21 protein-coding genes are annotated in these 24918 nt (G+C 67.2%); 13 read left to right on the top strand and 8 right to left on the bottom strand.

Annotated features, from left to right (window positions below):
• Positions 1-4 precede the first annotated feature (4 nt).
• Positions 5-1741 carry a serine protease gene (locus tag GH815_RS16410; RefSeq protein WP_153749838.1) on the bottom strand — a complete coding sequence of 579 codons (1737 nt, stop codon included), beginning with the start codon at positions 1739-1741 and terminating at the stop codon, positions 5-7.
• A gap of 180 nt (positions 1742-1921) precedes the next feature.
• On the opposite strand from GH815_RS16410, the gene GH815_RS16405 reads away from it, so the two are divergent.
• The 3 genes from GH815_RS16405 to GH815_RS16395 all read left to right on the top strand — a co-directional run bounded on the left by GH815_RS16405 (position 1922) and on the right by GH815_RS16395 (position 7753).
• The gene (locus tag GH815_RS16405; protein WP_153749837.1) at positions 1922-2866 is read left to right on the top strand and encodes a glycine--tRNA ligase subunit alpha; all 945 of its coding nucleotides are present in this window, start codon (positions 1922-1924) and stop codon (positions 2864-2866) included.
• Positions 2867-2875: 9 nt separating this feature from the next.
• Positions 2876-5092: a glycine--tRNA ligase subunit beta gene (gene glyS / locus GH815_RS16400; RefSeq protein ID WP_153749836.1), complete on the top strand. Its 2217-nt coding sequence runs from the start codon at positions 2876-2878 to the stop codon at positions 5090-5092.
• 72 nt (positions 5093-5164) lie between these two features.
• Positions 5165-7753: a putative PEP-binding protein gene (locus GH815_RS16395; RefSeq protein ID WP_343030924.1), complete on the top strand. Its 2589-nt coding sequence runs from the start codon at positions 5165-5167 to the stop codon at positions 7751-7753.
• Between the two features lie 22 nt (positions 7754-7775).
• Here GH815_RS16395 and GH815_RS16390 read toward each other — a convergent pair whose 3' ends face one another.
• Complete coding sequence (locus tag GH815_RS16390; protein ID WP_153749835.1) at positions 7776-8399, bottom strand: CDP-alcohol phosphatidyltransferase family protein; 624 nt, start codon at positions 8397-8399, stop codon at positions 7776-7778.
• A 176-nt stretch (positions 8400-8575) separates the two neighbouring features.
• Between GH815_RS16390 and GH815_RS16385 the strand changes: the two genes are divergently transcribed.
• Positions 8576-10543: a TonB-dependent hemoglobin/transferrin/lactoferrin family receptor gene (locus tag GH815_RS16385; RefSeq protein WP_153749834.1), complete on the top strand. Its 1968-nt coding sequence runs from the start codon at positions 8576-8578 to the stop codon at positions 10541-10543.
• 74 nt (positions 10544-10617) lie between these two features.
• Complete coding sequence (locus GH815_RS16380; protein ID WP_153749833.1) at positions 10618-11889, top strand: MFS transporter; 1272 nt, start codon at positions 10618-10620, stop codon at positions 11887-11889.
• Here the strand turns inward: GH815_RS16380 and ptsP are convergent.
• The 3 genes from ptsP to GH815_RS16365 form a co-directional block, all read right to left on the bottom strand.
• Complete coding sequence (gene ptsP / locus GH815_RS16375; RefSeq protein ID WP_153749832.1) at positions 11870-14116, bottom strand: phosphoenolpyruvate--protein phosphotransferase; 2247 nt, start codon at positions 14114-14116, stop codon at positions 11870-11872. The genes GH815_RS16380 and ptsP overlap by 20 nt on opposite strands.
• An 11-nt stretch (positions 14117-14127) precedes the next feature.
• On the bottom strand, positions 14128-15366 hold the full coding sequence (locus GH815_RS16370) for an aspartate kinase (RefSeq protein ID WP_153749831.1): 1239 nt from the start codon (positions 15364-15366) through the stop codon (positions 14128-14130).
• A gap of 182 nt (positions 15367-15548) precedes the next feature.
• The gene (locus GH815_RS16365) at positions 15549-15971 is read right to left on the bottom strand and encodes a DUF1178 family protein (RefSeq protein WP_153749830.1); all 423 of its coding nucleotides are present in this window, start codon (positions 15969-15971) and stop codon (positions 15549-15551) included.
• 136 nt (positions 15972-16107) lie between these two features.
• Here GH815_RS16365 and GH815_RS16360 point away from each other — a divergent pair, with 136 nt between their 5' ends.
• From GH815_RS16360 to GH815_RS16350, 3 genes are all read left to right on the top strand, one after another.
• Complete coding sequence (locus tag GH815_RS16360; protein WP_153749829.1) at positions 16108-16635, top strand: glutathione peroxidase; 528 nt, start codon at positions 16108-16110, stop codon at positions 16633-16635.
• Between the two features lie 225 nt (positions 16636-16860).
• A complete protein-coding gene (gene thpR, locus GH815_RS16355; RefSeq protein WP_153749828.1) occupies positions 16861-17427 on the top strand; it encodes an RNA 2',3'-cyclic phosphodiesterase in 567 nt (188 codons plus the stop codon).
• A 24-nt stretch (positions 17428-17451) separates the two neighbouring features.
• The gene (locus GH815_RS16350) at positions 17452-17934 is read left to right on the top strand and encodes a hypothetical protein (RefSeq protein ID WP_153749827.1); all 483 of its coding nucleotides are present in this window, start codon (positions 17452-17454) and stop codon (positions 17932-17934) included.
• A gap of 5 nt (positions 17935-17939) precedes the next feature.
• Here the strand turns inward: GH815_RS16350 and GH815_RS16345 are convergent, their stop codons facing one another.
• Together GH815_RS16345 and GH815_RS16340 are read right to left on the bottom strand one after the other, a co-directional pair.
• The gene (locus tag GH815_RS16345) at positions 17940-18920 is read right to left on the bottom strand and encodes a threonine dehydratase (RefSeq protein WP_153749826.1); all 981 of its coding nucleotides are present in this window, start codon (positions 18918-18920) and stop codon (positions 17940-17942) included.
• A gap of 66 nt (positions 18921-18986) precedes the next feature.
• Positions 18987-19748 (bottom strand): DeoR/GlpR family DNA-binding transcription regulator, encoded by a 762-nt coding sequence (locus GH815_RS16340; protein ID WP_153749825.1) that lies wholly within the window; start codon positions 19746-19748, stop codon positions 18987-18989.
• Positions 19749-19930: 182 nt separating this feature from the next.
• Here GH815_RS16340 and glpD point away from each other — a divergent pair, with 182 nt between their 5' ends.
• The gene (glpD, locus tag GH815_RS16335; protein ID WP_153749824.1) at positions 19931-21529 is read left to right on the top strand and encodes a glycerol-3-phosphate dehydrogenase; all 1599 of its coding nucleotides are present in this window, start codon (positions 19931-19933) and stop codon (positions 21527-21529) included.
• Positions 21530-21631: 102 nt separating this feature from the next.
• Positions 21632-23116, top strand: a complete 1485-nt coding sequence (glpK, locus tag GH815_RS16330; RefSeq protein ID WP_153749823.1) for a glycerol kinase GlpK — start codon at positions 21632-21634, stop codon at positions 23114-23116.
• An 82-nt stretch (positions 23117-23198) separates the two neighbouring features.
• Here glpK and GH815_RS16325 read toward each other — a convergent pair whose 3' ends face one another.
• Positions 23199-23474, bottom strand: a complete 276-nt coding sequence (locus tag GH815_RS16325; RefSeq protein WP_153749822.1) for a hypothetical protein — start codon at positions 23472-23474, stop codon at positions 23199-23201.
• A gap of 137 nt (positions 23475-23611) precedes the next feature.
• Between GH815_RS16325 and GH815_RS16320 the strand changes: the two genes are divergently transcribed.
• The 3 genes from GH815_RS16320 to GH815_RS16310 all read left to right on the top strand — a co-directional run bounded on the left by GH815_RS16320 (position 23612) and on the right by GH815_RS16310 (position 24845).
• Positions 23612-24046 (top strand): hypothetical protein, encoded by a 435-nt coding sequence (locus GH815_RS16320; protein WP_153749821.1) that lies wholly within the window; start codon positions 23612-23614, stop codon positions 24044-24046.
• A gap of 82 nt (positions 24047-24128) precedes the next feature.
• Entirely contained in the window at positions 24129-24305 is a 177-nt protein-coding gene (locus GH815_RS16315) for a CTP synthetase (protein ID WP_153749820.1), read from the top strand.
• 75 nt (positions 24306-24380) lie between these two features.
• Positions 24381-24845: a cytochrome b gene (locus GH815_RS16310; protein WP_170290371.1), complete on the top strand. Its 465-nt coding sequence runs from the start codon at positions 24381-24383 to the stop codon at positions 24843-24845.
• The last annotated feature ends 73 nt before the right edge of the window (positions 24846-24918 follow it).

Genomic DNA, 24918 nt, shown 5'->3' with positions numbered 1-24918 from the left:
CCCCCTAGTTCCAGCAGGATACGGGCACCGTCATGTCCGCCGCGCGCCGGTTCAGCACCGCAGGCGGCAGCGCGCCCTCGGACTCGGAGGCGCGCATCTCGATGCCGTTGCCCGACAGGAAGGCGCCGACTGAGGCGACATCGGCCAGATAGCGCACATTGGCGGGCAGTTGCCGCGCCCCTTCGGCGGGGGCCAGCAGAACACCCAGCACCGCGCCCGCTGCGTCGAAGACCGGCCCGCCGGTATCGCCGGGCAGCGCCTCGATTTCCAGCCGCGCGATGCCGTCCTCGCCGTTCAGCCCGCGCAGATCGGCCAGCGTGCCATTGGTCAGCACCGGCAGGTCCAGTACCTCGCCATAGGAAAAGCCCGCCACCGCGACCTCTGACCTCAGCCGCGGCACCCTTGCCTGGAAGCTGGCATATTCGATCGGCGCCAGCGCCACGGTGGGTTTCAACACGGCAAGGCCCAGCGCGGACTCGCTGGCCGTCAGGCGCATCTCGACATCATGGCCGATGGTGATGCGGTTGCAGCCCTCAAGCCCCTTCACGGCGGTCAGAACCGTGCCCCTCGCATCCACGAAGAAGCCCGAATGGGTTTCGTCGGGCTTGCGGATTTCCAGCCCCGCCAGCATGTCGGCGCGCTGCTCCGGGCTGGCCTCGCCCATGGTCTGGTCGAGTGCGGCATTGGGCACCGATTCCAGCGTTTCACGCATGGTCATCGCGGCGCGCATCATCAGCCGTTCATCCTCGGCCGCGGGCCAGACCAGCGCAAACCCCTTGACCGCCCCGCCGATCAGCCGCGCATAGGTGTAGGATTGCAGGCGGGCGTTCTGGCCGGTCAGCGTAAAGGACGCGGCATCGCGTTCGCGCGTACCCGAAAGCGGCACGATTTCAAGCGATTGCATGATGTCATACAGTCCGTACAGCGTCGCCTGATCGCCGCGCTGGCTGATCAGCAGCACCCGCACCCCGCTGTCGCCGCGCGGGCCGAAATGGACGAAGGGCGGTTCGTAGCGGTCGAATTCGACCAGCCCCAGCGGCATCTCGATCCGGATGCCCGCCTCGCGTTCGTCAAGCGCGGCCATGCCCAGCCGCCCGGTCTCGGCCTGATAGGCGGCGATCAGGTCGGCGCGCTGGCGCGTGGTCATAACGCCCGTCGGCTCGTGCCCCTCGGCGGTCTGCCAGGCGGCCATGGCGTTGCGCGTGCCCGGCCCGAACGAGGCGTCGATCGCCTGATTGTAGTGGCCCTTCCATTGCAGCGCCGTCTGGATCAGTGCGCGGTCTTCGCGTTCCAGAGTGCGTTCGGCTTGCAGCGCCTCGGCCCGGGTTTCGTCGGGCAGCGTGGTCTGCGCCGGGGGCTCGGCCGGGACAGGTGCGGCAGCGGGCTCGGCGGGGGGCTGCGGGGCGGGGCTGTCCAGCGCGGCGCCCACGGGCCAGATCTGCTGACGGAAATCGCCCCCGTCCGACACGAAACTGTCGCGCGGGATCGACCCGCCACCGCGCAACTGGCGCAGCGCCGCCTCGGCCTCGGCCCGGTCATAGGGACCCAGCGCGATCCCGTACCAGCCCGAGGCCAGCCGGAACGCACCCACATTGCCGAAATTCCCCGCATAGGTCCGGGCGCGGTCCTCGGCCTCGTTCAGCGTGGGGTGGGCCTCGATCTGGACCCAGACGCGCTCTTGCGCGGCGGCGGGCAGGGCGGCGGCGATCAGCAGGATCAGAACGGCGGCAAGTCTCGTCATAAGTCTTGGAAACTCCATATGTCCCCAGGTTCAACCCACGGGTGCGAATCGCCCCGAGACCCTAGCAAAGCCGCCGGGCGATGCACGACAAACCTCTGTCAGGCGCGCAGGTTCGATTGACCCTGTTGCACCTGTTGCCTATTGAGACCCCGTCTTCACCGGCAAAGGGGCCCATGCGCCATGAGCGACGGCAAACCGCGCAGTTTCCAGGAGATCATCCTGCGGCTTCAGGATTACTGGGCGGCCAAGGGCTGCGCCATCCTGCAACCCTATGACATGGAGGTGGGCGCGGGCACCTTTCACCCGGCGACCACGCTGCGCGCGCTGGGCAGCCGCCCCTGGGCCGCGGCCTATGTCCAGCCCTCGCGTCGGCCGACCGACGGGCGCTATGGCGAGAACCCGAACCGCTTGCAGCACTATTACCAGTACCAGGTGCTGATCAAACCCAGCCCCCCCGATCTGCAAGACCTGTATCTCGGCTCGCTCGCCGCCATCGGGATCGACTTCGACTATCACGACATCCGGTTTGTCGAGGATGATTGGGAAAGCCCGACGCTGGGCGCCTGGGGCCTGGGCTGGGAGGTCTGGTGCGACGGGATGGAGGTCAGCCAGTTCACCTATTTCCAGCAGGTCGGCGGGCATGATTGCCGCCCCGTTTCGGGCGAGCTTACCTATGGGCTGGAACGGCTGGCGATGTATGTGCTGGGCATCGACCATGTGATGGACATGCCCTTCAACGATCCCGACGCGCCGATCCCGCTGAAATACGGTGACGTGTTCCGTCAGACCGAAGAGGAATATTCGCGCTGGAATTTCGACGTGGCCGATACCGCGAAACTGCTGCATTTCTTCGAGGCGGCCGAGGCGGAATGCGGGCGTATCCTGGACCATCCGCAGCTTGATCCGCGCTCGGGCAAGCGGATCATCATGGTGCATCCGGCCTATGACCAGTGCATCAAGGCCAGCCATTTCTTCAACCTGCTGGATGCGCGCGGCGTGATCTCGCCGACCGAGCGGCAGGCCTATATCGGGCGGGTGCGCGCGCTGGCGAAACGCTGCGCCGATGCCTTTGTCGAGACCAATGCCGGGGGCTGGACGGGCGACGCGCCGGCCGCGGCCGAGTAGGGACAGCCCATGCCCGATCTGCTGATCGAACTGTTTTCCGAGGAAATTCCCGCGCGCATGCAGGCCGGTGCGCGCGACGCGCTGCGCGAGCGGGTGACGAACGGGCTGGTCGAGGCGGGGCTGACCTATGCCGCCGCCCGGGCCTGGTCGACGCCCCGGCGGCTGACGCTGGCGGTCGAGGGGCTGACGGCGCGCAGCCCCGATCTGCGCGAGGAACGCAAGGGCCCGCGCACCGACGCGCCCGAGCAGGCGCTGGAGGGGTTCCTGCGCTCGACCGGGTTGAGCCGCGAGCAGTTGCAGGCGCGTGACGACAAGAAGGGGCAGGTCTGGGTCGCGATCCTGGAAAAACCCGGCCGCCCCGCGCCCGAGATCGTGGCCGAGGTGCTGGAGGCGACGATCCGCAGCTTCCCCTGGCCCAAGTCGATGCGCTGGGGCACGGGCAGCTTGCGCTGGGTGCGACCCTTGCAGTCGATCCTGTGCATCCTGAGTGACGAGGCAGGGGCCGAGATCGTGCCGCTGGAGGTGGACGGGATCCGCGCGGGCGATGTGACCCGCGGCCACCGTTTCATGGCGCCCGAACCGTTCCGGGTGACGGGGATCGAGGATTATCAGGCCAAGCTGAAACGCGGTTTCGTGATGCTGGATCAGGACGAGCGCGCCGCGCATATCTGGCACGAGGCCACCAATGCCGCCTTTGCCCAGGGGCTGGAACTGGTCGAGGATCGCGGCTTGCTGGCCGAGGTGGCGGGGCTGGTGGAATGGCCTGTCGTGCTGATGGGCGCGATCCGCGAGGAGTTCCTGAGCCTGCCGGCCGAGGTGTTGCAGACCTCGATGAAGGAGCATCAGAAGTTCTTTTCGGTGCGCGACCCCGGAACGGGCCGGATTGTTCGATTTGTGACAGTCGCGAACCGCGAAACGCCCGATAATGGCGAAACCATCCTGCATGGGAACGGAAAAGTGCTGGCCGCGCGGCTGTCGGATGCGGCGTTTTTCTGGGGAAACGACCTTGCCGTGGCCCGTGCGGGGATGGAGGAATGGCGCGCGGCGCTGGGCCAGGTCACGTTCCACAACAAGCTGGGCAGCCAGGCCGACCGCATCGCCCGGATCGAGGCGCTGGCAAGCGAGATCGAGCCGCTGGTCGGCGCCGATCCCGATCTGGCGGCACAGGCCGCGCGGGTGGCCAAGCTGGATCTGGCGTCGTCCATGGTCTACGAGTTTCCCGAATTGCAGGGCACGATGGGCCGCTACTACGCCCTTGAGGCGGGCCTTGGCGACGCCGTGGCCAACGCCGCCCGCGACCACTACTCCCCCCTCGGCCCCTCCGACGACGTGCCCACCGAGCCGGTCTCCGTCGCCGTGGCGCTGGCCGACAAACTGGACACCCTCACCGGCTTCTGGGCTATCGACGAGAAACCCACGGGGTCGAAGGACCCCTTCGCGCTGAGGCGCGCGGCGCTGGGGGTGATCCGGCTGGTGCTGGGGAATGGGGTGCGAATGAGCCTAAGTGAGATGGGGTTGGGCCACCTTATGCGTTCGCACGTTGTTAGAAGTGGTGAAGGTCGAAACGGCGATGGCTATGGTTTTGGAGGTCAAACGGATTTTCTGATTGAGTTCTTTGTGATGCTTTCCGGTGGAGGCTTCGGTGGCGGCGACTACCAAAAGGCTGAGTTCTGGCGCGCCGAAGCTACTGAGAAGACTTCCGACCTCCTCGCCTTCTTCCACGACCGCCTCAAGGTGTTCCTGAAAGACCAGGGCATCCGCCACGATGTGATCGACGCCTGCCTGTCGATGCCGGGCAATGACGACCTGACGCTGCTGGTTCGCCGGGCCGAGGCGCTGAATGCGGTTCTCAGGACCGAGGATGGCGAAAACCTTGTCCAGGGGTTCCGGCGGGCGAACAACATCCTGACCCAGGCCGAGGCGAAGGACGGGGTGGAATACTCCTTTGGCGCCGATCCGAAATTCGCCGAGGATCCGGCCGAAACGGCGCTGTTCGCCGCGCTCGATGCCGCCGAGGCCGCAATCGGCCCCGCGATGGGCGCCGAGGATTTCGCCGCCGCCATGGCCGCGATGGCCAGTCTGCGCGGGCCGATCGACGCGTTCTTCGAGGCGGTGCAGATCAACGCCGAGAACCCGATCCTGCGGCGCAACCGGCTGAACCTGCTGCACCGCATCCGCGCCACCTGCCTGTCCGTCGCCGATCTGACCCGGATCGAGGGCGGCTGAGCCCCTGCGCCAAGCTTCGCTTGCCACAGGCCCCGATGGGCGTATGCTGCGAAGGGATAAAAGGGCGCTGCAGTGCAGAAAGACGCGGAGATCATTGACTTTACCGAGATAACCCGCTCGGCTGACATCGCCGCCGACCGTCACGGTGCGCGGGCGAAATGCCTGCAACGGCTGGTGCGGATGGATCTGCCGGTGCCGCGCACGGTGGCGCTGTCCTTTGACGCGGTTCACCGGCTGGCGCAGGGCCATGTGCCCGACACCGCTGCACTTCTGTCGCTGTTCGGCAAGGCGCCGCTGGTCTCGGTACGGCCAAGTTCGCCCAATCAGGACTGGGGCGGCCCGGCCTCGATCCTGAATATCGGGATGAATGACACCCGCCATGCCGCGCTGTGTGACAGCCATGGCGAGACGGCGGCGAACGCGCTTTACCTGCGCTTCATCCAGGCATTTTCGGTGCATGTCGCGCGGCTGGACCCCGACATGTTCGAACCCGAGGCGCCGTCCCGGGACGCGCTGCGCGCCGCGCTTGACGCCTATGCCGAGGAAACCGACGAGCCCTTTCCGCAGGATCCGGGGCGGCAATTGCTGGAGGTTCTGCGCTCGATGGCCCGCGCATGGGAGGGCACGACCGCACGGCTCTTGCGCCAGGCCAAGGGCGCGCCGGCCGAGGCGGGGCTGGGCATGCTGGTGCAGGCGATGATTCTGGGGGTGGGGCCGGGCGAAAGCGGGTCGGGCGTGATCCAGTTCGTAGACGGTACGACGGGCCAGCGCCGGATCTCGGGCCGCTATCTGCCGCAAAGCCAGGGCCGCGATGCGATCTCGGTCCGCGAGGGGGCGCTGTTTCTTGCCCGCGATCCGCGCGGCGAGGCGCTGGAGGACCGCTGCCCGGACCTGATCGCGCAACTGCGCCGCTATGGCGAAAGCTGTCGGCTGAACCTGCGCGAGGAAATGCGGATCGACTTCACCGTCGAGGCGGGCCGGTTATGGGTGCTGGATGCGCTGCGGGTGCCGCGCAGCGCGCGCGGTGCGGTGCGGATCGCGGTGATGCTGGCCGATGAGGGGATCATCGCCCGCGAGGACGCGCTGTGCCGGATCGAACCGCGCGCGGTCAGCGAGTTGCTGCACAGCCAGGTCGATCCGACCGGCCCGCGCCACGTCATCGCGCAGGGCATTGCGGCCAGCCCGGGCGCGGCAACGGGGCGGCTGGTCTTTGGTTCGGCCGCGGCGCAGGCCAGCGCGGCGCGCGGCGAGCCCTGTATCCTGGTGCGCCGCGAAACCACGCCCGAGGATATTCGCGGGATGCATGCGGCGGTCGGCGTGATGACCGAACGCGGCGGCATGACCAGCCATGCCGCGGTGATCGCGCGGGGGCTGGGGGTGCCCTGTGTCGTCGGCATTTCCGACATGCGGCTGAACCGGCGCGACGGGGTGCTGATTACCGCGGGCGGCCACAAGCTGCATGAGGGCGATGTCATCACGCTGGACGGCACCAGCGGGCAGGTACTGCTGGGCGGGGTCAAGATGCTGGAACCCGCGCTGGACGATGCGTTCCATGCGCTCATGCGCTGGGCGGGCGAAGCCTGCGATATCGGCGTGCGGGCCAATGCCGACACGCCCGCCGATGCCCAGACTGCGCGCCGCTTCGGGGCCGAGGGGATCGGGCTGTGCCGCACCGAGCACATGTTCTTCGAGGCTGACCGGCTGACGGTCATGCACGAGATGATCTTTGCCGACCGGCCACAGGATCGCGCCGCGGTGCTGGCGCGGCTGTTGCCGATGCAGCGGGCGGATTTCAAGCGGCTGTTCGAGATCATGCAGGGGCTGCCGGTCTGCATCCGGCTGTTCGACCCGCCGCTGCATGAATTCCTGCCGCAATCGCGCGAGGGCGTGAAGGATCTGGCCGATGTGCTGGGTATGGCGGTGCCGGATGTGCAGCGCCGGGTTCAGGCGCTGAGCGAGTTCAACCCGATGCTGGGGATGCGCGGGGTGCGGCTGGGTATCACCATCCCCGAGATCTACGACATGCAGGCCCGCGCGATCTTCGAGGCCACGATCGAGGCCAGCCGCAGGGGCGATCCGGTGGTGCCCGAGATCATGATCCCGCTGGTCTCTGCGATGCGCGAGGTCGAGCTGGTCAAGACCCGGATCGATTCGCTGGCCGCTGCGGTGCGCGCCGAGCGGGGGGTCGATTTCGACTATCGGCTGGGCGTCATGGTCGAGACGCCGCGCGCGGCGCTGCGGGCGGGCGATATCGTGCAGCATGCGGCCTTTCTCAGCTTCGGCACGAACGACCTGACGCAGATGACCTATGGGCTGTCGCGCGACGATGCGGGGCGGTTCATGGGCTCTTACGTCAAGCAGGGCGTCTTTGCCGAGGATCCGTTCCACATTCTCGATGCCGACGGGGTGGGCGAACTGCTGCGCATCGGTGCAGAACGCGGGCGGCAAGCCCGGCCCGAAGTCACCTTGTCGATCTGTGGCGAGCATGGCGGCAATGCCGAATCCATCGCCTTCTGCCGCGCGGCGGGGTTCGATTATGTCTCGTGCTCGCCGTTCCGTGTGCCTGTCGCTCGGCTTGCGGCCGCGCAACTCGCCCTGAGCGATCAGGCCCGGGTCAGCCACCAGACCGGGGGCGGACAGCCGCTGGCCGCTCGCTCTTGATCATGCAGTGGCTTGCCGGTGGTCAGCGCCGGTCGCCTTCGGGGGGGAACACCCGGCGGGCCAGCAGCACCCGCGCGCCCGCGGTGACGAAGCACAGCGCGCCGAAACCCCAGGCCAGTGGCGCGAACCAGCCCGGCCAGAGGCAGAGTGCGACGAAGAAGGCGATGGTTTCGGTCCCCTCCAGCAGGCCGCCGGTGAAATAGAGCGATTTCACCCCCCGCGCGCGGGTTTCCATCCGGCGCCGCTCGGCCAGGATGGCGAAACCCAGAAAGCTTGCCCCGTTGACATAGAAGCTGAGCAGCAGGAACGCGCCTGCCGCCCCGTTCGCCGCCGGGTCGAGCAGCACGAAGCCCAGCGGCACCGCGCCGTAGAAAAGGAAATCGCTGACGATATCGAGAAAGCCGCCGAAATCGGTCTTGCGGCTGGCGCGCGCCACCGCGCCGTCCAGCCCGTCGGCCAGACGGCTGGCCAGAAGCGGCAGCAGCGCCAGCAGCGTCAGCCCCAGCGCAATCAACCCCGCCGCCACCAGCCCCAGCGCCAGCCCGGCCAGCGTCACCGAATCCGCCGTCACCCCGCGCGCGGCCAGCGCCCGGCCCGCCCGGTCGAGCGGCGGGTCGATCAGCCGGCGCATGATCCCGTCGAGCATCGCCATCCCCCTTGTTCGCCAAGCTGTCGGCCGAACGCGCCGCCCGCGCAAGGGGGCTGGCGGCAATGTGAGGGGTTGGCAATACTTGATCCCTTCTGTAGGCTATATTAACAGCATCAGGATCAGCGTCCCACCCGTCGGCAGGCCACGCGCAACCAGCCAGAACGCGAGGGATCATGCGCCGGACCGCCATTTCGATTGCCGCCACCATTGCCGCCAGCGGGGCCGTGGCTCAGGACAATACCTTTGTCCTTGACCCGATCTTTCTGGAAACCGCGTTTCGCGACCAGCGCGCGTTGCTGGACACACCGGTTTCCGCCTCGGTGCGGGCGGGCGAGGAGCTTCAGAACCGCCAGGCCAGCGACATCCAGAGCTTGATCGGCGACATGCCCGGCGTCACGATCTATGGCGGTCCGCGCGCGATCTCGCAGGAGCCGAATATCCGCGGCTTCCGCGATCAGCAGATCGTGCTGCGCTTCGATGGCGGGCGGTTCAACTACAACCAGGGCCATCGCGGGCGGTTCTTCATCGACCCCGACCTGTTGCGCCGGGTCGAGGTGGTGCGCGGTGGCGGGTCCACGCTGTATGGCTCGGGTGCGCTGGGCGGGGTGATCGCGTTCGAGACGGTCGATGCCGCCGATCTGCTGGCCCCCGGCCAGACCATCGGGGCGCGGATCAAGCTGGGCTACACCTCGAACGGGCAGCAATGGAACGGCTCGACCACGGTCTTTGCCGATTGGGGCGACTGGGATGCGCTGCTGTTCCTGGGCGGACGGAATATCGGGGCCGATCTGAAAGACGGTTCGGGCAACGCGATCCCGTTCTCGCAGATCGACCAGACAAGCGGGATGGTGAAGATCGGCTATCAGCCGACCGAGGGCAACCGGCTGGAGTTCAGCTATTCGGCCTTCGGGGATGACGGCCAGACGGCGGCGAATTCGAACGGCATCCCGACCGCCTCGAACCCGTTGGTCGACCGCGAGGCGCGGACGCGAAACCTGCGGCTGAGTTGGGACTATGCGCCCGAGGGCTCGGAACTGGTGGATATGTCGGTGCTGTTCCATGCCGATTGGCTGAAGATCACCGAAGACCGCGTGTCCGCGCCGCGCCGCGACGAGACGCGCTATGACACGCTGGGGCTGGAGATCACGAACCGCTCGAAGCTGGATCTTGGCCTGCCGGTCGAACTGGTCTACGGGCTGTCGGCGCTTCGCGACACCCAGGAGGGGCTGCGCAACGGCGCGCCGCGCCCCGCCTTCCCCGATGCCGAGGCGACAACCTTCGGCGCCTTTGCCGAGGCGACGGCCAAGCTGGCGCCCGGCCTCGACCTGATCGCGGGGCTGCGCTTCGACCGCTACGAGCGCAAGCCCGACGGCGCCGGATTGCAGGATGTCAGCAACGAATTCTGGTCGCCGCGGATCGGGCTCAGCTACCGCCCCACCGCCGACTGGCAGATCTACGGCAACCTTGCACGGGCCTATCGCGCGCCATCGCTGACCGAGCTTTACAACAGCGGGATGCATTTCCCGGGCAATTTCTTCGTGCCGAACCCGGATCTGGAGCCCGAGGAATCCACCCAGATCGAGATCGGCGCACGGTTCGAGCGCGGCGGGCTCTGGCGCGAGGGCGACCGGCTGGCTTTCTCGGTCAACGCCTATCACGCGGATGTGGACAATTACATCGAGCAGGTCGTCAACATCCCCGGGGGCACCACGAATTTCGACAATGCGGACGGCAAGCTCTGGGGCGTCGAGGCGGAGCTGGATTACGACGCGCAGGACTGGTTCATCGGCGCGGGGCTTGGCATCGCGCGGGGTCAGCGCGACGATGGCCAATGGCTGGGCGCGATCCCGCAGGACCGGCTGACCGCAAGTTTCGGCCTGCGCCCGATGGCGGGGCTGGAACTGGGGGCGCGCGCCACCTTTGCCAAGCGGCAGGACAGGGTGCCCGCGGCGGGCACGCCCGGGGACAGCTACGAACTGCTCGACCTTTACGCGACATGGGCGCCGGGGGCGGGGCCTTTGGGTGACATGGTGCTGCGGGTCGGTATCGATAACGTGTTCGACCGGGGCTACACGATCTATCCCAACGGTCTGGAACAATCGGGCCGCAGCGTCTCGATCTCGACGACCTTCACGTTCTGACCGGATTGCCCCGGGGCACGGGCTGCAAACCGGATTCCCCTCGCCAAGACCGGGGCGGGGGGCTATGGCAGGGCATGATCCGCCCGTTCCGCCTGTCGCCGTTCCCGCTGGAGGATGCTGCCGCGCTGCCGCTCTGGCGGCGGCCGGTCAGCCTGTTGTTCGTGATGGCCTTTGCGATGCCCGTGGCTTTTGCCACCTGGTCGGCGCTGCTGAACAATTTCGTAATCGAGGCGGCGGGGTTCACCGGGGTCGAGATCGGCTGGCTGCATACGGTGCGCGAAATTCCCGGCTTTCTGGCAGTCGGCGTGATCGCGCTGATCCTGTTCATGCGCGAACAGGTGTTGGGGCTGATCTCGCTGGTGATGCTGGGGGTGGCGACGGCGGTCACCGCCTGGTTCCCCTCGCTCGGCGGGCTTCTGGCGGTGACGCTGATCAGTTCGATCGGGTTCCACTATTTCGAGACAGTCAACCAGTCGCTGCAACTGCAATGGATCCCCAAGGATCGCGCGCCGCAGGTGCTGGGCTGGTTGCTGGCGGCGGGCTCGGCGGCCTCGCTGATTGCCTATGGGCTGTTGGTGGTGACCTGGAAGGCGTTCGATCTGTCCTACAATTTCGTCTACCTGACGGCGGGGGGATTTACCGCGCTGGTCGCAATCTTCTGCCTGATCGCCTATCCGCAATTCGAGGCGCCGAACCCGCAACTCAGGCGGCTGGTGCTGCGGCGGCGCTATTGGCTTTACTACGCGCTGCAATTCATGTCGGGCGCGCGGCGGCAGATCTTTGTCGTGTTCGCGGCCTTCATGATGGTCGAGAAATTCGGCTTCGAGGTGCATGAACTGACCGCGCTTTTCATGATCAATTTCCTCGCCAACATGGCCGCGGCGCCGCTATTGGGGCGGGCGGTGGCGAAATGGGGGGAACGGCGCGCGCTGGTCTTTGAATATGCGGGGCTGACGGCGGTGTTCCTGGCCTATGGCGGGATCTACTGGTTCGGCTGGGGGGTGCTGCTGGCTGCGGCGCTTTATGTGCTGGATCACCTGTTCTTTGCGCTGGCCCTTGCACTGAAGACCTATTTCCAGAAGATCGCCGATCCGGGCGACATTGCCCCCACTGCGGCGGTGGCCTTTACCATCAACCATATCGCAGCGGTCTTCCTGCCCGCGGCGCTGGGCTATCTGTGGGTCACCTCGCCGGGCGGGGTGTTCCTGCTGGCGGCTGGCATGGCGGCGGTGTCGATCGCGCTGGCGCTGCTGATCCCGCGCCATCCCGAGAAGGGGAACGAAACGATCCTGTCCGGCCTGGGACCGGTTCGGGCACGCCAGGGGATCACTCGCCCCGGCGCCTGAGCCAGTCCATCACCGCCGGGCGGACAGATTGCGCCCCCGTGGCGCGGGCCGCGTCTATCACGGCGCGGGCCTCGGACAGATCGCTCTTGCGCAACAGATGCTTGACAGGCCCGATCGAGGCAGGGCGCATCGACAAGGCCCGGAACCCGATGGCGGCAAGGCACAGCGCCTCGACCGGGCGCCCGGCATCCTCGCCGCAGAAGGACAGCGGCGTTTCCGTCTCGTCGCAGCGCCGCACGATCTGTTCGAGGAAGGTCAGGAAGCTGACATTCAGCGTGTCGTAACGCCGCCGAACCCGCTCGTTCTCGCGGTCGGCGGCAAAGAAGAACTGTTTCAGGTCATTGCCTCCGATCGAGATGAAATCGGCCTCCTCGAAGAACTGGCGCGGGGCAAAGGCCATCGAGGGGGTTTCCAGCATGGCGCCGATATCGACCCGCTCGGGCAGGACGCGGCCCAGCCGTTCCTCGCGGTCAAGCTCGCGCAGCAGATGGTCGCGCGCGGCGCGGAACTCCTCAAGCTGGGCGACGAAGGGGAACATCACCGTCAGCGGCCGCCCGTTCGCGGCCCGGATCAGCGCCTGCAACTGCATCCGCATCATGCCGGGCCGGTCCAGCCCCACCCGGATCGCCCGCCAGCCCAGCGCCGGGTTCGGTTCCTCCTGCGGCTTCATGTAGGACAGCACCTTGTCCGAGCCGATATCGAGCGTGCGGAAGGCCACGCGCTTGCCGTCGGAGGCGTCGATCACGCGGGCGTAAAGCGCGGCCAGTTCGCTGCGGCGCGGCACCTTGGAGCGGACGAGGAACTGCAATTCGGTGCGGAACAGGCCCACGCCCTCGGCGCCCGAGCTTTCCAGCGAGGGCAGTTCGGCCATCAGCCCGGCATTCATGTGCAGCGCGATGCGCTGGCCGCACAGCGTGATCGCAGGTTCCTTGCGGATCGCGGCATAGCGCTTCTGCGCCTTGGCCTGCATCGCCATCTTGTCACGAAAGGCGGCGGCCACTGTTTCCTCGGGGCGCAGATGGACGATGCCCTGTTCGCCATCCAGCAGGATCGGATCGCCGTTCAGCGCCTCGGTGGTGATCCGGCTGGCTTGCAGCACCAGCGGAATCGCAAAGGCGCGGGCCACGATGGCGGCATGGCTGCCGACCGAGCCTTCTTCCAGCACGATCCCCTTGAGCGCGCGGCCATATTCCAGCAATTCGCCGGGCCCGATATTGCGTGCGATCAGGATCGGATCGGCGGGGCGCTCGGCGCCGGTCCGCTCGCCCTGGCCGGTCAGGATGCGCAACAGCCGGTTCGACAGGTCGTCAAGGTCATGCAGCCGCTCGCGCAGATAGGGGTCGGGCACCGTCTGCATCCGGGCGCGGGCGACGGATTGTTCCTTTTCCACCGCCGCCTCGGCCGACAGGCCGCGCGCGATGTCCTCTTCCATCCGCCGCTTCCATCCGCGCGAATTGGCGAACATCCGATAGGCTTCCAGAACCTGCAACTGGTCCTTGTCGCCCAGTGGGGCCGAACTCAGCATCTCGTCCACGGTGACGCGCAGCCGGTCGACCGCCTCGCCAAGCCGGGCCAGTTCCTTTTCGGGGTCGTCGGCGATCGGGTTGGTGACGACGACGCGGGGTTCGTGCAGCCAGGCGTGGCCCACAGCCACGCCCTCTTGCCCGACGGTGCCGTGGAACATGACCGGGCGCTGGTGCAGCGCGGCCAGCGCCTCGCCCTCGCCGATGAAGGCGCCAAGCTCGGTCATCTCGGCCAGCACCATGGCGACGACCTCGAGGGCGTAGACCTCGTCCTCGGAATATTGCCGCCCCTCGCGGGACTGCACCACCAGCACCCCCAGCCGTTCGCCCAGCCGCTGGATCGGCACGCCCAGGAAAGAGGACAGCACCTCCTCGCCGGTCTCGGGCATGTAGCGGAACCCGCGTTCCTGCGGCGCGTTGCCGGTATTGATGGGTTGCGCGGTCTTGGCGACGCGGCCCACCAGCCCCTCGCCGACGCGCAGCCGGGTCTGGTGCACGGCCTCGCGCTTCAGCCCCTCGGTGGCGCACAGCTCCAGCGTGTCGGGGTCGCGGAACAGGTAGATCGAGCAGACATCGGTACCCATCTGCTCGGCGATGATGGTGGTGATGCGATCAAGCCGTTCCTGCCCCGCGCCGGGTTCGGCTAGGGCACCACGCAGGCGGCCGAGCAGCCTGCGACTTGCGCTGTCGGTCTGTCCGGGCATCTGCCCCCGCGTCAGGCTGCTTTGTCCAGTCCGAACGCATCATGGAGAGCTTGCACGGCAAGTTCCATATATTTCCGGTCGATCAGCACGGAAATCTTGATCTCGGAGGTTGCAATGACCTTGATGTTGATTCCCTCGGCGGCGAGTGCCTCGAACATGCGCGCGGCAACGCCCGCATGGCTGCGCATGCCGATCCCCACGACCGAGACCTTGGCTACGTCGGTATCGGCCACCAGCCCGTGGAAATTGATCTCGCCATCCGTCTTGGCGCGGGTCAGCGCATCCTCGGCGCGGGCCACCTGATTGACCGGGCAGGAGAAGGTCATGTCGGTGCGCCCCTCTTCCGAGATGTTCTGCACGATCATGTCCACGTTGACGCCCGCCCTGGACAGCGGGCCGAAGATCGCCGCCGCGATGCCGGGGCGGTCGGCGACCGAGATCAGCGTCATCTTGGCTTCGTCGCGGGAATAGGCGACGCCGGAAACCACGTTCTGTTCCACAATATCCTCCTCGTCGCAGACGAGCGTGCCGGAATTCTCGTCGGTATCCTCGAAGCTCGACAATACCCTCAGTTTCACCTTGTAGCGCATCGCCAGTTCGACCGAGCGCGTCTGAAGCACCTTGGCGCCAAGGCTCGCCAGTTCCAGCATCTCCTCGAAGGCGATCCGGTCAAGCCTGCGCGCCTTGCTCTCGATCCGGGGATCGGTGGTATAGACGCCATCGACATCGGTATAGATGTCGCAGCGCACTGCGTCGAAGGCGGCGGCAAAGGCGACGGCGGTGGTGTCGGACCCGCCGCGGCCCAGCGTGGTGATCCGGCCCTCGGGGCTGATGCCCTGGAACCCGGCAACCACGGCGACCTTCATGCCTTCGGCGAATTTCTGGTCGATATTGGCGCGCGGGATTTCCTCGATCCGGGCGGCGGAATGGGCGCTGGTCGTCCTGAGCGGCACCTGCCAGCCCTGCCAGCTGCGCGCAGGCACATCCATTTCCTGAAGCATCAGCGCCATCAGGCCCGCGGTCACGTTCTCGCCGGAACTGACAACGGCATCATATTCGCGCGCATCGAACAGCGGCGAGGTCTGTTCGACCCAGCCGACCAGTTCGTTGGTCTTGCCCGACATCGCCGAGACCACGACGATCACGTCGAACCCGCGCTCGACCTCGCGCTTGACCTTTTCGGCAGCGTTCCGGATGCGGCCCAGATCCGCAACCGAGGTGCCCCCGAATTTCATCACCAAGACCGGCATCTGGCGCCCTGTGCCCCGCAATTATCCGCGCGTTTCATAAGGGCGCGGCTGCCAAAGGGCAAGCGGGCTTGCAACGGGGAATGCTCGGGCGGATGCCCCGGCCGGGCCGTTCGGCCCGCGCGATCCATCGTCTTGCGCCGGCAGGCAGACTGCGGCGCCGGATGACGCAACGGGGCGCCGCGTCAGTTCGTCTTGCGGCCAAGCGGGAAGGGCAGGGGGGCGATGGGCACGCCCTCCTCGATCAGCTTCTTCGCCTCGTCCAGCCTTGCCTCGCCATGGATCGTGCGATGGGGCGTCAGGCCTTCATGCATGTCGCGCGCCTCTTGCGCGAAACGCAGCCCGACATAATCGGATTCGGTCTCGATCCGGCGGCGCAGATCGGCCAGCGCCCGTTCGGCGGGGCTTGCCGGTTGCGACAGCGGGCGTTCGGGCGCGGGGCGGTCGGTGGCGACGGATGGGGCCATCAAGCCCTTGGAAACATCGGTGCCGCCACAGACCGCACAGGCCACGAGCCCCCCGGCATGCAGCTTGTCGAAGGCATCGGCCGACTGGAACCAGCTTTCGAACCGGTGTCCCGCGGCGCAATCGAGCGAATAGCGGATCATCTGTCGATCATCGTGGCAGAACCTGACCAAGAGATAACCACCGCGCCGGGGAATGCAACGCGGGGCGCGGCGCTTGACCGGGCGGGGGGGCGCGATATCTGGCACAGGGACAAAGCAGAAGCCAAGGATTGACCCGATGCGACTTATTGCCCTGCTCCTGTCGCTTGGACTGAGCGCCGCCGCCCCCTCGGCCATGGCCGCGCCGGGCTTTTCCTTTGCCTCGATCGACGGCGGCGACATCGCGCTGGAGGGTTTCCGGGGGCGTCCGATCCTGGTGGTCAACACCGCCTCGCAATGCGGGTTCACGCCGCAATATGACGGTCTTCAGCGGTTGCATGAACGCTATGGGCCGCGCGGGCTGGTCGTGCTGGCGGTGCCCTCGAACGATTTCAACCAGGAACTGGCCAGCGAGGCCAAGGTCAAGGAATTCTGCGACGTCAATTTCGGCCTGACCTTGCCGATGACCGAGATCACCCATGTCAAGGGAAGCAATGCGCACCCGTTCTACCGCTGGCTGGCGGCCGAACATGGCTTTGCACCGCGATGGAATTTCAACAAGGTACTGATCGGCCCCGCGGGCGAACTGGTGGCGACCTGGGGCTCGATGACCAAACCGGAATCCGGTGCCGTGACCCGCCAGATCGAGGCGCTGTTGCCACGGTGATGGACCGCCTTGCCGCGATCCAGAAGTTGCACTTTGCAAACACCGTCAGGCTGTAGTCACGTTTCTCTAACCCAAGGCCCAACGCCAAAGGAAAGCGATGGAAAACTGCGGCGGATCGCCGCTTTCCGCCCCGCCTCCTGCTCTCGCAGACTTGCACGATGCCGATAATCCGGCCATGCTACGCGCGCTTTCGCGACGCAAGTGCGTGGCAAAGAGAGACCCGCCATGATCCGCGCCTTCGCCGCCATCGACATGCCGGACGATATCCGCGCCGCGCTGGTCAGGGTGCAGGAAAGCCTGCCGGTGAAACGTCCCGTCCCGCCCGAGAACCTGCACCTGACGCTGGTCTTTCTGGGCGAACTGCCCGAGCCGGTTCTGGACGACGTGCACCTGGCCTTTTCGGCGATCAACCCGCCCGGTTTCGATCTGACGCTTGACGGTCTGGGGCTGTTCGGCGGGGGACGGCCGCGGCTGGCCTATGCCGGGGTCGGCGAAAGCGCAGAGTTGCGGCATCTGCAATCCAAGCTGGAACAGGCCGCGCGCGGGGCCGGGGCCAGCATCGAACGGCGCCGCTACACGCCGCATGTGTCGCTGGCCTATCTCGACCCGACCGCGTCCGGCCGCGACCGGCTGGAACGCGCCATCGCTGCCCGAGCCGATTTCCGCGCCGGGCCGTTCCCGGTGACCGGATTCGGGCTTTACCGCTCGGATCTTGGGCATGGCTCCGCGTGTTACACCGAGCTTGTCCATTACCCCCTTTCCGCGCCGCGCCGGGACACTTATGTTCCGTGAAGTCGGCGAGGAGGGGGAAGAAACATGGATTGGAGCATCGCGCCCGGGGAAGGCATAGGCCCGCTGCGGCTGGGCATGACTCGCGAAGAGGTCGAGGCGCTGCCGGTGATGGGGCGGCCGCAGCATGTCTATCGCGGCGCGGGCGGGCGCCAGATGGAATATCGTGGGCTGGGCCTTCCGATCTGTGAGTATCGCGATGGCGGGCTGGTGCGAATCGTGTCCAGCCGCCATGTGCAGGGCGTACTGTTCGAGGGCGAGGATTTCTTCGCCACCGACCCGTCCGAGATCGTCCGCCGGCTTGAGGAACGGCTGGGCAATGTCGCTCTGTGCCAGGAACAATTGTGCTTTCCGCAGGCGGGGCTGACGCTTGGCGGGTTCTACGAACCCCATGACCGGCGCTTCTTCCAGCCCGAGATCGAGTATCACGACGAGCGGAGCATCACGATCTACTGCCCCGGAACCTGTAGCGGCACCTGCGAAACGGCCGATGCGCTGAGCTTCCTTTAGCGCATTCAGACCTGCGGCACGCCCCCCGACAGCACCGTTTCGAACCAGTCGCCATCTATATTGCCGCCGCAAAGGATCACGCCGACGCGCTTGCCGGCCATGATCGCGCGGTCCGCCATCAGCGCGGCCAGCGCCGCCGCGCCTGCGCCCTCAGCCAGATTATGCGTGGCGCGGTAGTAAAGCCGGATCGCCTCGGCCACCTCGGCATCCGAGACGGTGACGATCCGTTCCGCGCCGCGGGCATAGATGTCGAACGCCTCGGGCACCGGCACGCGCACGGCGATGCCGTCGGCAAAGGTGCGGGCGGTTTCGGTTTCGACGTAATCCCCCGCCGCCATCGAGCGCAGCACGCAATCGGCGTTTTCCGACACGACCCCCACGATCCGGGTGGACAGCCCCAGCGCATCGCGCGCCGCGATCGTGCCGCAGATGCCCGAGCCGCAGCCGATCGGCACATAGACCGTATGCAGGTCGGGCAGGGCGGTGAACAGCTCCAGCGCATAGGTCGCGACGCCGCGCACCAGTTCGCGGTGATAGGGCGGTACGAAGGCCAGCCCCTCGGCCTTGGCCACGCGCTGGGCCTCTTGCCGCGCGGCATCGAAATCGGCGCCATGAACGATCAGCTCGGCCCCGAAGGCGCGCATCGCGGCGTTCTTTTCCACCGAATTGCCCTCGGGGACATAGACCCTGGCGACCATCCCCGCCGCCCGTGCCGCCAGCGCCTGCCCCTGCCCGTGATTGCCCCGCGTCGCGGTGACGATGCCGGGACAGTCGGGCTGCGTGCGCTTCAGCCAGTCGATGAAGGTATGCGCGCCGCGGATCTTGAAGGCGCCGGTCGGGGTGTGGTTTTCGTGCTTGACCCAGGTTTCGGTGCCGATGGCCTCGGCCAGCAGGGGCCAGGCATATTGCGGGGTGGGCGGCATACGGGCATGCACGAAATCCGCCGCCTTGTGCAACTCGTCCAGGGTAAAAAGCGGCTCGGTCATGCCTGGTATCTCCTTGGGGGATCGGCCGGGCGGGGGTGCCCGGCTGCGTGTCTTGTGCGGAAAGGGTCAGGTGCAAAGGACGACCTCGGTGCCCCAGTCGGCACAGCGCGCGGCCAGATCGGGCGGCAGCGGGCGGTCGGTGAAGAAGCTGTCGATCTCGGCCAGCGGGGCGATGCGCGCGGGCGCCGAGCGCTGGAACTTGGAGTGATCCGCCACCAGAAAGGTGCGCCGCGACTGGCGCAGGATCGCCTGGCTGACGCCGACCTCCTGGATGTCGAAATCCAGCAGATCGCCATCGGAATCAAGCGCCGAGCAGCCGATCACCGCAAGATCGAACTTGAACTGGCGGATCGTCTCGGTCGCCAGCGTGCCGATCAGCCCGCCATCCGCGCGCCGCAGCGTGCCGCCGGTGACGATGATCTGGCAACTTTCGTTGGCCACCAGAATGTTGGCGACATTGATATTGTTGGTGACCAGCATCAGTTCGGCATGATGCAGCAATTCCTGCGCCACGGCCTCGGTGGTGGTCCCGATGCTGAGAAACAGCGACATGGCGCCGGGCACGCGGGCGGCGCAGGCGCGTGCGATGGCGCGCTTGGCCGGCAGGTGAAGTGCGCGGCGTGCCTGATAGCCGATATTCGCCGTGCCCGAGGGCAGGACCGCCCCGCCATGGACCCGTTCCAGCCGCCCCGCCTCGGCCAGATCGGCCAGATCGCGGCGGATGGTTTGCAGCGTCACGCCGAAATGCGCGGCCAGCGCCTCGACGGTGACCTTGCCCTCGCGCCGGGCGATATCCAGGATTTCCGGGTGGCGGATCGTCTGCGACATGGGTTCGGGCCTTTCGCTTACCGTGGCATGGGGGCGTCAGGTACGCAATCGAAAGTTCTGATTGCTGCGAGTTCCGAAGAGTGTCACGCATACTGGGATAAAATCGCGTTAAAGCGAAAGCATATGGCTTTCCTTTTTGCCTTGTCCGTGTCACCCTGCGCCAGATCCCGATGGAGGGTCACATGACGGAAGCGCCCCCCGATAGCCCGGCCGATCTGTTCGTCATCGGTGGCGGGATCAACGGTGTCGGCATTGCCCGCGATGCGGCGGGGCGCGGGCTGACGGTGCGTTTGGCCGAGAGGGGCGACTTGGGCGCGGCGACCTCCTCGGCCTCGACCAAGCTGCTGCATGGCGGGTTGCGCTATCTCGAATATTTCGAGTTCCGCCTTGTGCGCGAGGCGCTGAATGAACGCGAGACGCTGTTGCGGGCGATGCCGCATATTGCTTGGTCGATGCGATTTGTCATTCCTGTTCATGAGGATATGCAATCCGGCGCGGCAAATCCCGGTTCCTGGCCGGTCGCGCGGATCCTGCCCTGGATGCGTGGGCGGCGGCCGGGCTGGCTGATCCGGCTGGGGCTGGCGATCTATGACCGGCTTGGCGCACGGACGATCCTGCCGGGGTCGCGCAGGCTCGACCTGCGCCGCAGTCCCGAGGGCGCGCCGCTGGCCGAACATCTTGCCCCTGGCTTCGAGTATTCCGATTGCGGGGTCGCGGATTCGCGGCTTGTCGTGCTGAACGCCCGCGATGCCGCGGCGCGCGGGGCCACGATCCTGACGCGCATGCGGGTTGTTTCGGCAAGGCGCGCAGACGGGCTCTGGGTGGTCGAAACGCAAGATACCGAAACCGGCGCGCGCCACATCCACCGGTCCCGCGCGCTGGTCAATGCCGCCGGGCCTTGGGCGGGCGAGGTGGTTTCGGGCGTTCTTGGCCAGCCCGCGCGCGACAGGCTGCGGCTGGTGCGGGGCAGCCATGTCGTGACCCGGCAGCTGTTTGCGCATGACAAGGGCTATGTCTTTCAGGGGTTAGATGGCCGGATCGTCTTTGCGATCCCCTATGAGGATGATTTCACCCTGATCGGCACCACCGATATCGACCATCCCGACCCCGCGACACGGCCCGGTTGCACGCCCGGGGAACAGGATTACCTGATCGCTTGCGTCAACCGCTACCTGCGCCATCCGATCGGCGCCGGGGATGTGGTCTGGACCTTTTCCGGCCTGCGGCCGCTGCTTGATGACGGGGCTGCAAGCGCTGCGGCGGCAACGCGGGACTACAGGCTGCGGCTTGACGCCGGGTGCGGCGCGCCGGTTCTGCATGTCCTTGGCGGCAAGATCACCACCTATCGGCGGCTGGCCGAGGCGGCGCTGGACCGGCTTTCGCCGCATTTCCCGGGACTTCGGCCGGGCTGGACCGCTGGGGTGCCGCTGCCCGGCGGCGATTTCCCGGTGGATGGGTTCGATGCGCTGGTGGCGCGGCTTGGTGCCGATTATCCCTTTCTTGCCCCCGCCCATGCGCGACGGCTGGCGCGCGCCTATGGCACCGAGGCTTGGGCGCTTCTGGGTGGGGCGCGGGGCGCAGCCGAGCTGGGGCGGGTCTTCGGTGCCGACCTGACCGCGCGCGAGGTGGACTGGCTGATGGCGCAGGAATTCGCCCGCACTGCCGAGGATGTGCTGTGGCGGCGCGGCAAGCTGGGGTTGCGGATGCGTGCCGATCAGGCCGCCGCGCTTGATCGCTGGATGGCCGGGCGGCGCGCCGTGCCCCCCGCTGCCGCGGAATGAGTGGCTGGCCGGGGCTGGTCAGGGATCGCCGGTTGGGCAAGACTGGGGCGGCGGTGCCCGCGCCTGCGCCGCGGCCCGGAGGAAGACCGAGGGAGCCTTGCCATGATCCATATCCTTGCCATCGACCAGGGCACCACGTCCTCCCGCGCGATCCTGTTCGGCCCCGGACTGAACGTCGTTGCCATAGCGCAAGAGGAATTCCCCCAGCACTATCCCGCCAGCGGCTGGGTCGAGCATGATCCCTCGGATCTGTGGTCGAGCACCGCCGCGACGGCCCGGGCGGCCATCGAGAAGGCGGGCGCCCGGGCCGGCGACATTGCCGCCATCGGCATCACCAACCAGCGCGAGACGACGCTGGTCTGGGATCGCGCGACCGGCAAGCCGATCCACCGTGCCATCGTCTGGCAGGACCGCCGCACCGCCGCGACCTGCAAGGCGCTGCGCGATGCCGGGCACGAGGCCAAGGTGACGCACAGCACCGGTCTGCTGCTCGATCCCTATTTCTCGGGCACCAAGCTGAAATGGATCCTTGATCATGTCGAGGGCGCCCGGGCGCGCGCCGAACGCGGCGAACTGGCCTTTGGCACGGTCGACAGCTGGCTGTTGTGGAACCTGACGGGCGGCAAGGTTCATGCCACCGATGCCACCAATGCCGCGCGCACCATGCTCTATGATATCCGTCGGGGCCGCTGGTCCGACGAGATGTGCGCGCTGCTTGGCATTCCCATGGCCCTGCTGCCCGAAGTGCGCGATTGCGCGGCCGACTTCGGGGTGACGCGGCCCGATCTGTTCGGGCGGGAAATCCCGATCCTCGGCATCGCGGGCGACCAGCAGGCCGCGACCATCGGCCAGGCTTGTTTTGCGCCCGGCATGATGAAATCGACCTATGGCACGGGCTGTTTCGCGCTGCTGAACACCGGCGCCGAGCCTGTCGCCTCGCAGAACCGGCTGCTGACCACCATCGCCTATCAGATGGAGGGGCGACCGACCTATGCGCTGGAAGGGTCGATCTTCATCGCCGGCGCCGTTGTGCAATGGCTGCGTGACGGCCTGCGGATCATCCGCAGCGCCTCCGAGACCCAGGCGTTGGCCCAGGCGGCCGACCCGGGCCAGGGCGTTGTCCTTGTGCCCGCCTTTACCGGGCTGGGCGCGCCCTACTGGAACGCGGAATGCCGCGGTGCCGTGTTCGGACTGACCCGCAATTCCGGCCCCGAGGAACTGGCCCGCGCCGCGCTGGAAAGCGTCGGCTTCCAGACCCGCGATCTGCTTGAGGCGATGCGCGCCGACTGGGCGGGGCAGGGCGATACCGCGCTGCGCGTCGATGGCGGCCTGAGCGCGTCGGACTGGGCGATGCAGTTCCTGTCCGACATCCTGGGTGCGCGCGTGGACCGCCCCCGCGTGGTCGAGACGACGGCAATGGGGGCGGCATGGCTCGCCGGACAGCGGGCGGGGGTCTATCCCGGGATGGCGGAATTCGCCCAGACCTGGGCGCTGGAGCGCAGCTTTGTCCCCGCGATGGACCCCGACGAACGCGCCGCGCGCTATGCCCGCTGGCAGCGCGCCATCACCGCCGCGCAGGCGTTCTGAGCCGACGCGCCATGCGGTCCAGACCCCGGCGCGCATCGTCCCCGGCCGCCGTATCATCCGGGGTTCCGTTGCCAGCGCGCGGCTACTCTGCCCCCCGTACCGCGTCGGGGTGGTCCGCGATGAAACGGTGCAGCACCGCGTAAAGCGCCCGCGCATGGGGCAGATCGTCGGCATGCAGCGCGTTGCGGATATCCTCGCTGATCATCGCCAGCACCTTTTGCGCCCCGTGATGGGCATGCATCAGGTAATCGGCCAGCAGGGCGGCATCCGCCTCGGGGATCTGCTCGTGCTCGGCGATGGCGGCGATTTCGTCGCGGGTGAGGTCGGTGAAATCCTCGATATCGTCCAGTGTGATCATGGCACCCCCCTTTGTGCGGTCGCGCCAGCATAGCACGGGTCCGGCCTGCCGCGGCCGCAATGTGAACAAGTCACATACCCGCCCGGACCGATGCGCTAGGCCGATACCACCGAAACCGATGGAAAAGGGAGATCACCATGATCGCAACCATCAGGGCCAGTGCCTGTGCCATGCTGCTGAGCGCAACCGTCGCCGCCGCCGAGGATGCGGCCTCGCTGGTCGGCGTCGTCACCGCTGCCGAGCCGCAGACCCAGCTGATGAGCATGGTGCTTATCAACCAGGCCATCGACCGCGGCGTGCCGACGCGCATCCTGTTGTGCGGTCCGGCCGGTGACATCGCGCTGAGCGATGCGCCCGACACCGCCACCGCGCCCCAGCCGCCGCGCGGCGCCAGCCCGCAGGGTCTGTTGAAGGCGGCAATCGAAAAGGGCGCGACGGTCGAGGTCTGCGCGATCTACCTGCCGGGCAAGGGTGCGGATGCCGCGGCGCTGATCGAGGGCGTGGGCGTCGCCGAACCGCCCGCCATGGCCGAGGCGCTGCTGGAGCGTTCGGCCCGCGTCTGGTCATTCTGACGCAGCTTGCGCTGGATCAAGGCCGGCGCGGGCTGCCGGGGGTTTCCTTGGCATTGGTTCAATTCCAGCCTCGGAGGCCCCCATGCTTCGGCTCGCCGCAGTCCTGTTCCTGCTCATTTCGGCTACCCTGATGGGGATCGGCATCGTCGCCGTCCTTGTCGCAGGCTACGGCACGACCGTTCCGATCCTCGCCGCCGCTGCGGTGGGTTTCGTGATCGCGCTGCCGGTATCCTGGAAGGTGGCGCGCGCCATCTACTGATCGCCGGGCCTTCGGCGGTCGGCTTTGGAAACGACCTGCGGAGGGCAAGAAATGTCGGTGTCCGGTTATTCCCGCATGCAGATCCGTCTGCACTGGGCGGTTGCGGGGCTTGTCGTGGTGCAGTTCCTGTTCGCCGAGGGCATGTCCCATGCCTTTGGCCGGATGCTCGAGACGGGGACGCAGACCTTTACCCTGGGCGTCACGCTTCATATCGCCCTGGGCCTTGTCATCATGGTTCTGGCCTTCTGGCGAATCGGGCTCAGGATGCTGCATGGCGTGCCTGCGCCCGATCCGGGCCATTCGGCCGCGCAGGTGATGGCGGCGCGGGTGACGCATGGGCTGTTCTATCTACTGATGGTGCTGTTGCCGGTCTCGGGCATGGTCGCCTGGTCGCAGGGCGCGGCCTGGGCGGGCGGGGTTCATTCCGCGCTGCGCGCGGCGTTGCTCCTGCTGATCGTGCTGCATGTCGGCGTGGCCCTGATCGGGCAGTTCGTGCGCAAGGACGGCACGATGACCCGCATGGTCAAGCCGTTCGACTAGGCTCCAGACTCATTGATCGTCAAAGCCAGAACAGGACGGTTGCGGCGAGGGCGATGGCGGAAAGGAAGGTCTT

The organism is Rhodovulum strictum, from assembly GCF_009649175.1.
Lineage (GTDB): Bacteria > Pseudomonadota > Alphaproteobacteria > Rhodobacterales > Rhodobacteraceae > Rhodovulum > Rhodovulum strictum.
The sequence above is the reverse complement of the archived record's forward strand: the minus strand, read 5'-3'. Positions and strand labels throughout refer to the sequence as shown.

Excerpts from the sequence above, each read along its gene's own strand:
- GH815_RS16315 (WP_153749820.1), top strand. The coding sequence starts at position 24,129 with ATGCTTCGGCTCGCCGCAGTCCTGTTCCTGCTCATTTCGGCTACCCTG.
- GH815_RS16310 (WP_170290371.1), top strand. The coding sequence starts at position 24,381 with ATGCAGATCCGTCTGCACTGGGCGGTTGCGGGGCTTGTCGTGGTGCAG.
- GH815_RS16325 (WP_153749822.1), bottom strand. The coding sequence starts at position 23,474 with ATGATCACACTGGACGATATCGAGGATTTCACCGACCTCACCCGCGAC.
- GH815_RS16405 (WP_153749837.1), top strand. The coding sequence starts at position 1,922 with ATGAGCGACGGCAAACCGCGCAGTTTCCAGGAGATCATCCTGCGGCTT.
- GH815_RS16350 (WP_153749827.1), top strand. The coding sequence starts at position 17,452 with ATGGATTGGAGCATCGCGCCCGGGGAAGGCATAGGCCCGCTGCGGCTG.
- GH815_RS16370 (WP_153749831.1), bottom strand. The coding sequence starts at position 15,366 with ATGCCGGTCTTGGTGATGAAATTCGGGGGCACCTCGGTTGCGGATCTG.
- glyS (WP_153749836.1), top strand. The coding sequence starts at position 2,876 with ATGCCCGATCTGCTGATCGAACTGTTTTCCGAGGAAATTCCCGCGCGC.
- GH815_RS16390 (WP_153749835.1), bottom strand. The coding sequence starts at position 8,399 with ATGCTCGACGGGATCATGCGCCGGCTGATCGACCCGCCGCTCGACCGG.
- ptsP (WP_153749832.1), bottom strand. The coding sequence starts at position 14,116 with ATGCCCGGACAGACCGACAGCGCAAGTCGCAGGCTGCTCGGCCGCCTG.
- GH815_RS16380 (WP_153749833.1), top strand. The coding sequence starts at position 10,618 with ATGATCCGCCCGTTCCGCCTGTCGCCGTTCCCGCTGGAGGATGCTGCC.
- GH815_RS16320 (WP_153749821.1), top strand. The coding sequence starts at position 23,612 with ATGATCGCAACCATCAGGGCCAGTGCCTGTGCCATGCTGCTGAGCGCA.
- glpK (WP_153749823.1), top strand. The coding sequence starts at position 21,632 with ATGATCCATATCCTTGCCATCGACCAGGGCACCACGTCCTCCCGCGCG.
- GH815_RS16345 (WP_153749826.1), bottom strand. The coding sequence starts at position 18,920 with ATGACCGAGCCGCTTTTTACCCTGGACGAGTTGCACAAGGCGGCGGAT.
- GH815_RS16360 (WP_153749829.1), top strand. The coding sequence starts at position 16,108 with ATGCGACTTATTGCCCTGCTCCTGTCGCTTGGACTGAGCGCCGCCGCC.
- GH815_RS16385 (WP_153749834.1), top strand. The coding sequence starts at position 8,576 with ATGCGCCGGACCGCCATTTCGATTGCCGCCACCATTGCCGCCAGCGGG.
- GH815_RS16340 (WP_153749825.1), bottom strand. The coding sequence starts at position 19,748 with ATGTCGCAGACGATCCGCCACCCGGAAATCCTGGATATCGCCCGGCGC.
- GH815_RS16410 (WP_153749838.1), bottom strand. The coding sequence starts at position 1,741 with ATGACGAGACTTGCCGCCGTTCTGATCCTGCTGATCGCCGCCGCCCTG.
- thpR (WP_153749828.1), top strand. The coding sequence starts at position 16,861 with ATGATCCGCGCCTTCGCCGCCATCGACATGCCGGACGATATCCGCGCC.
- GH815_RS16365 (WP_153749830.1), bottom strand. The coding sequence starts at position 15,971 with ATGATCCGCTATTCGCTCGATTGCGCCGCGGGACACCGGTTCGAAAGC.
- glpD (WP_153749824.1), top strand. The coding sequence starts at position 19,931 with ATGACGGAAGCGCCCCCCGATAGCCCGGCCGATCTGTTCGTCATCGGT.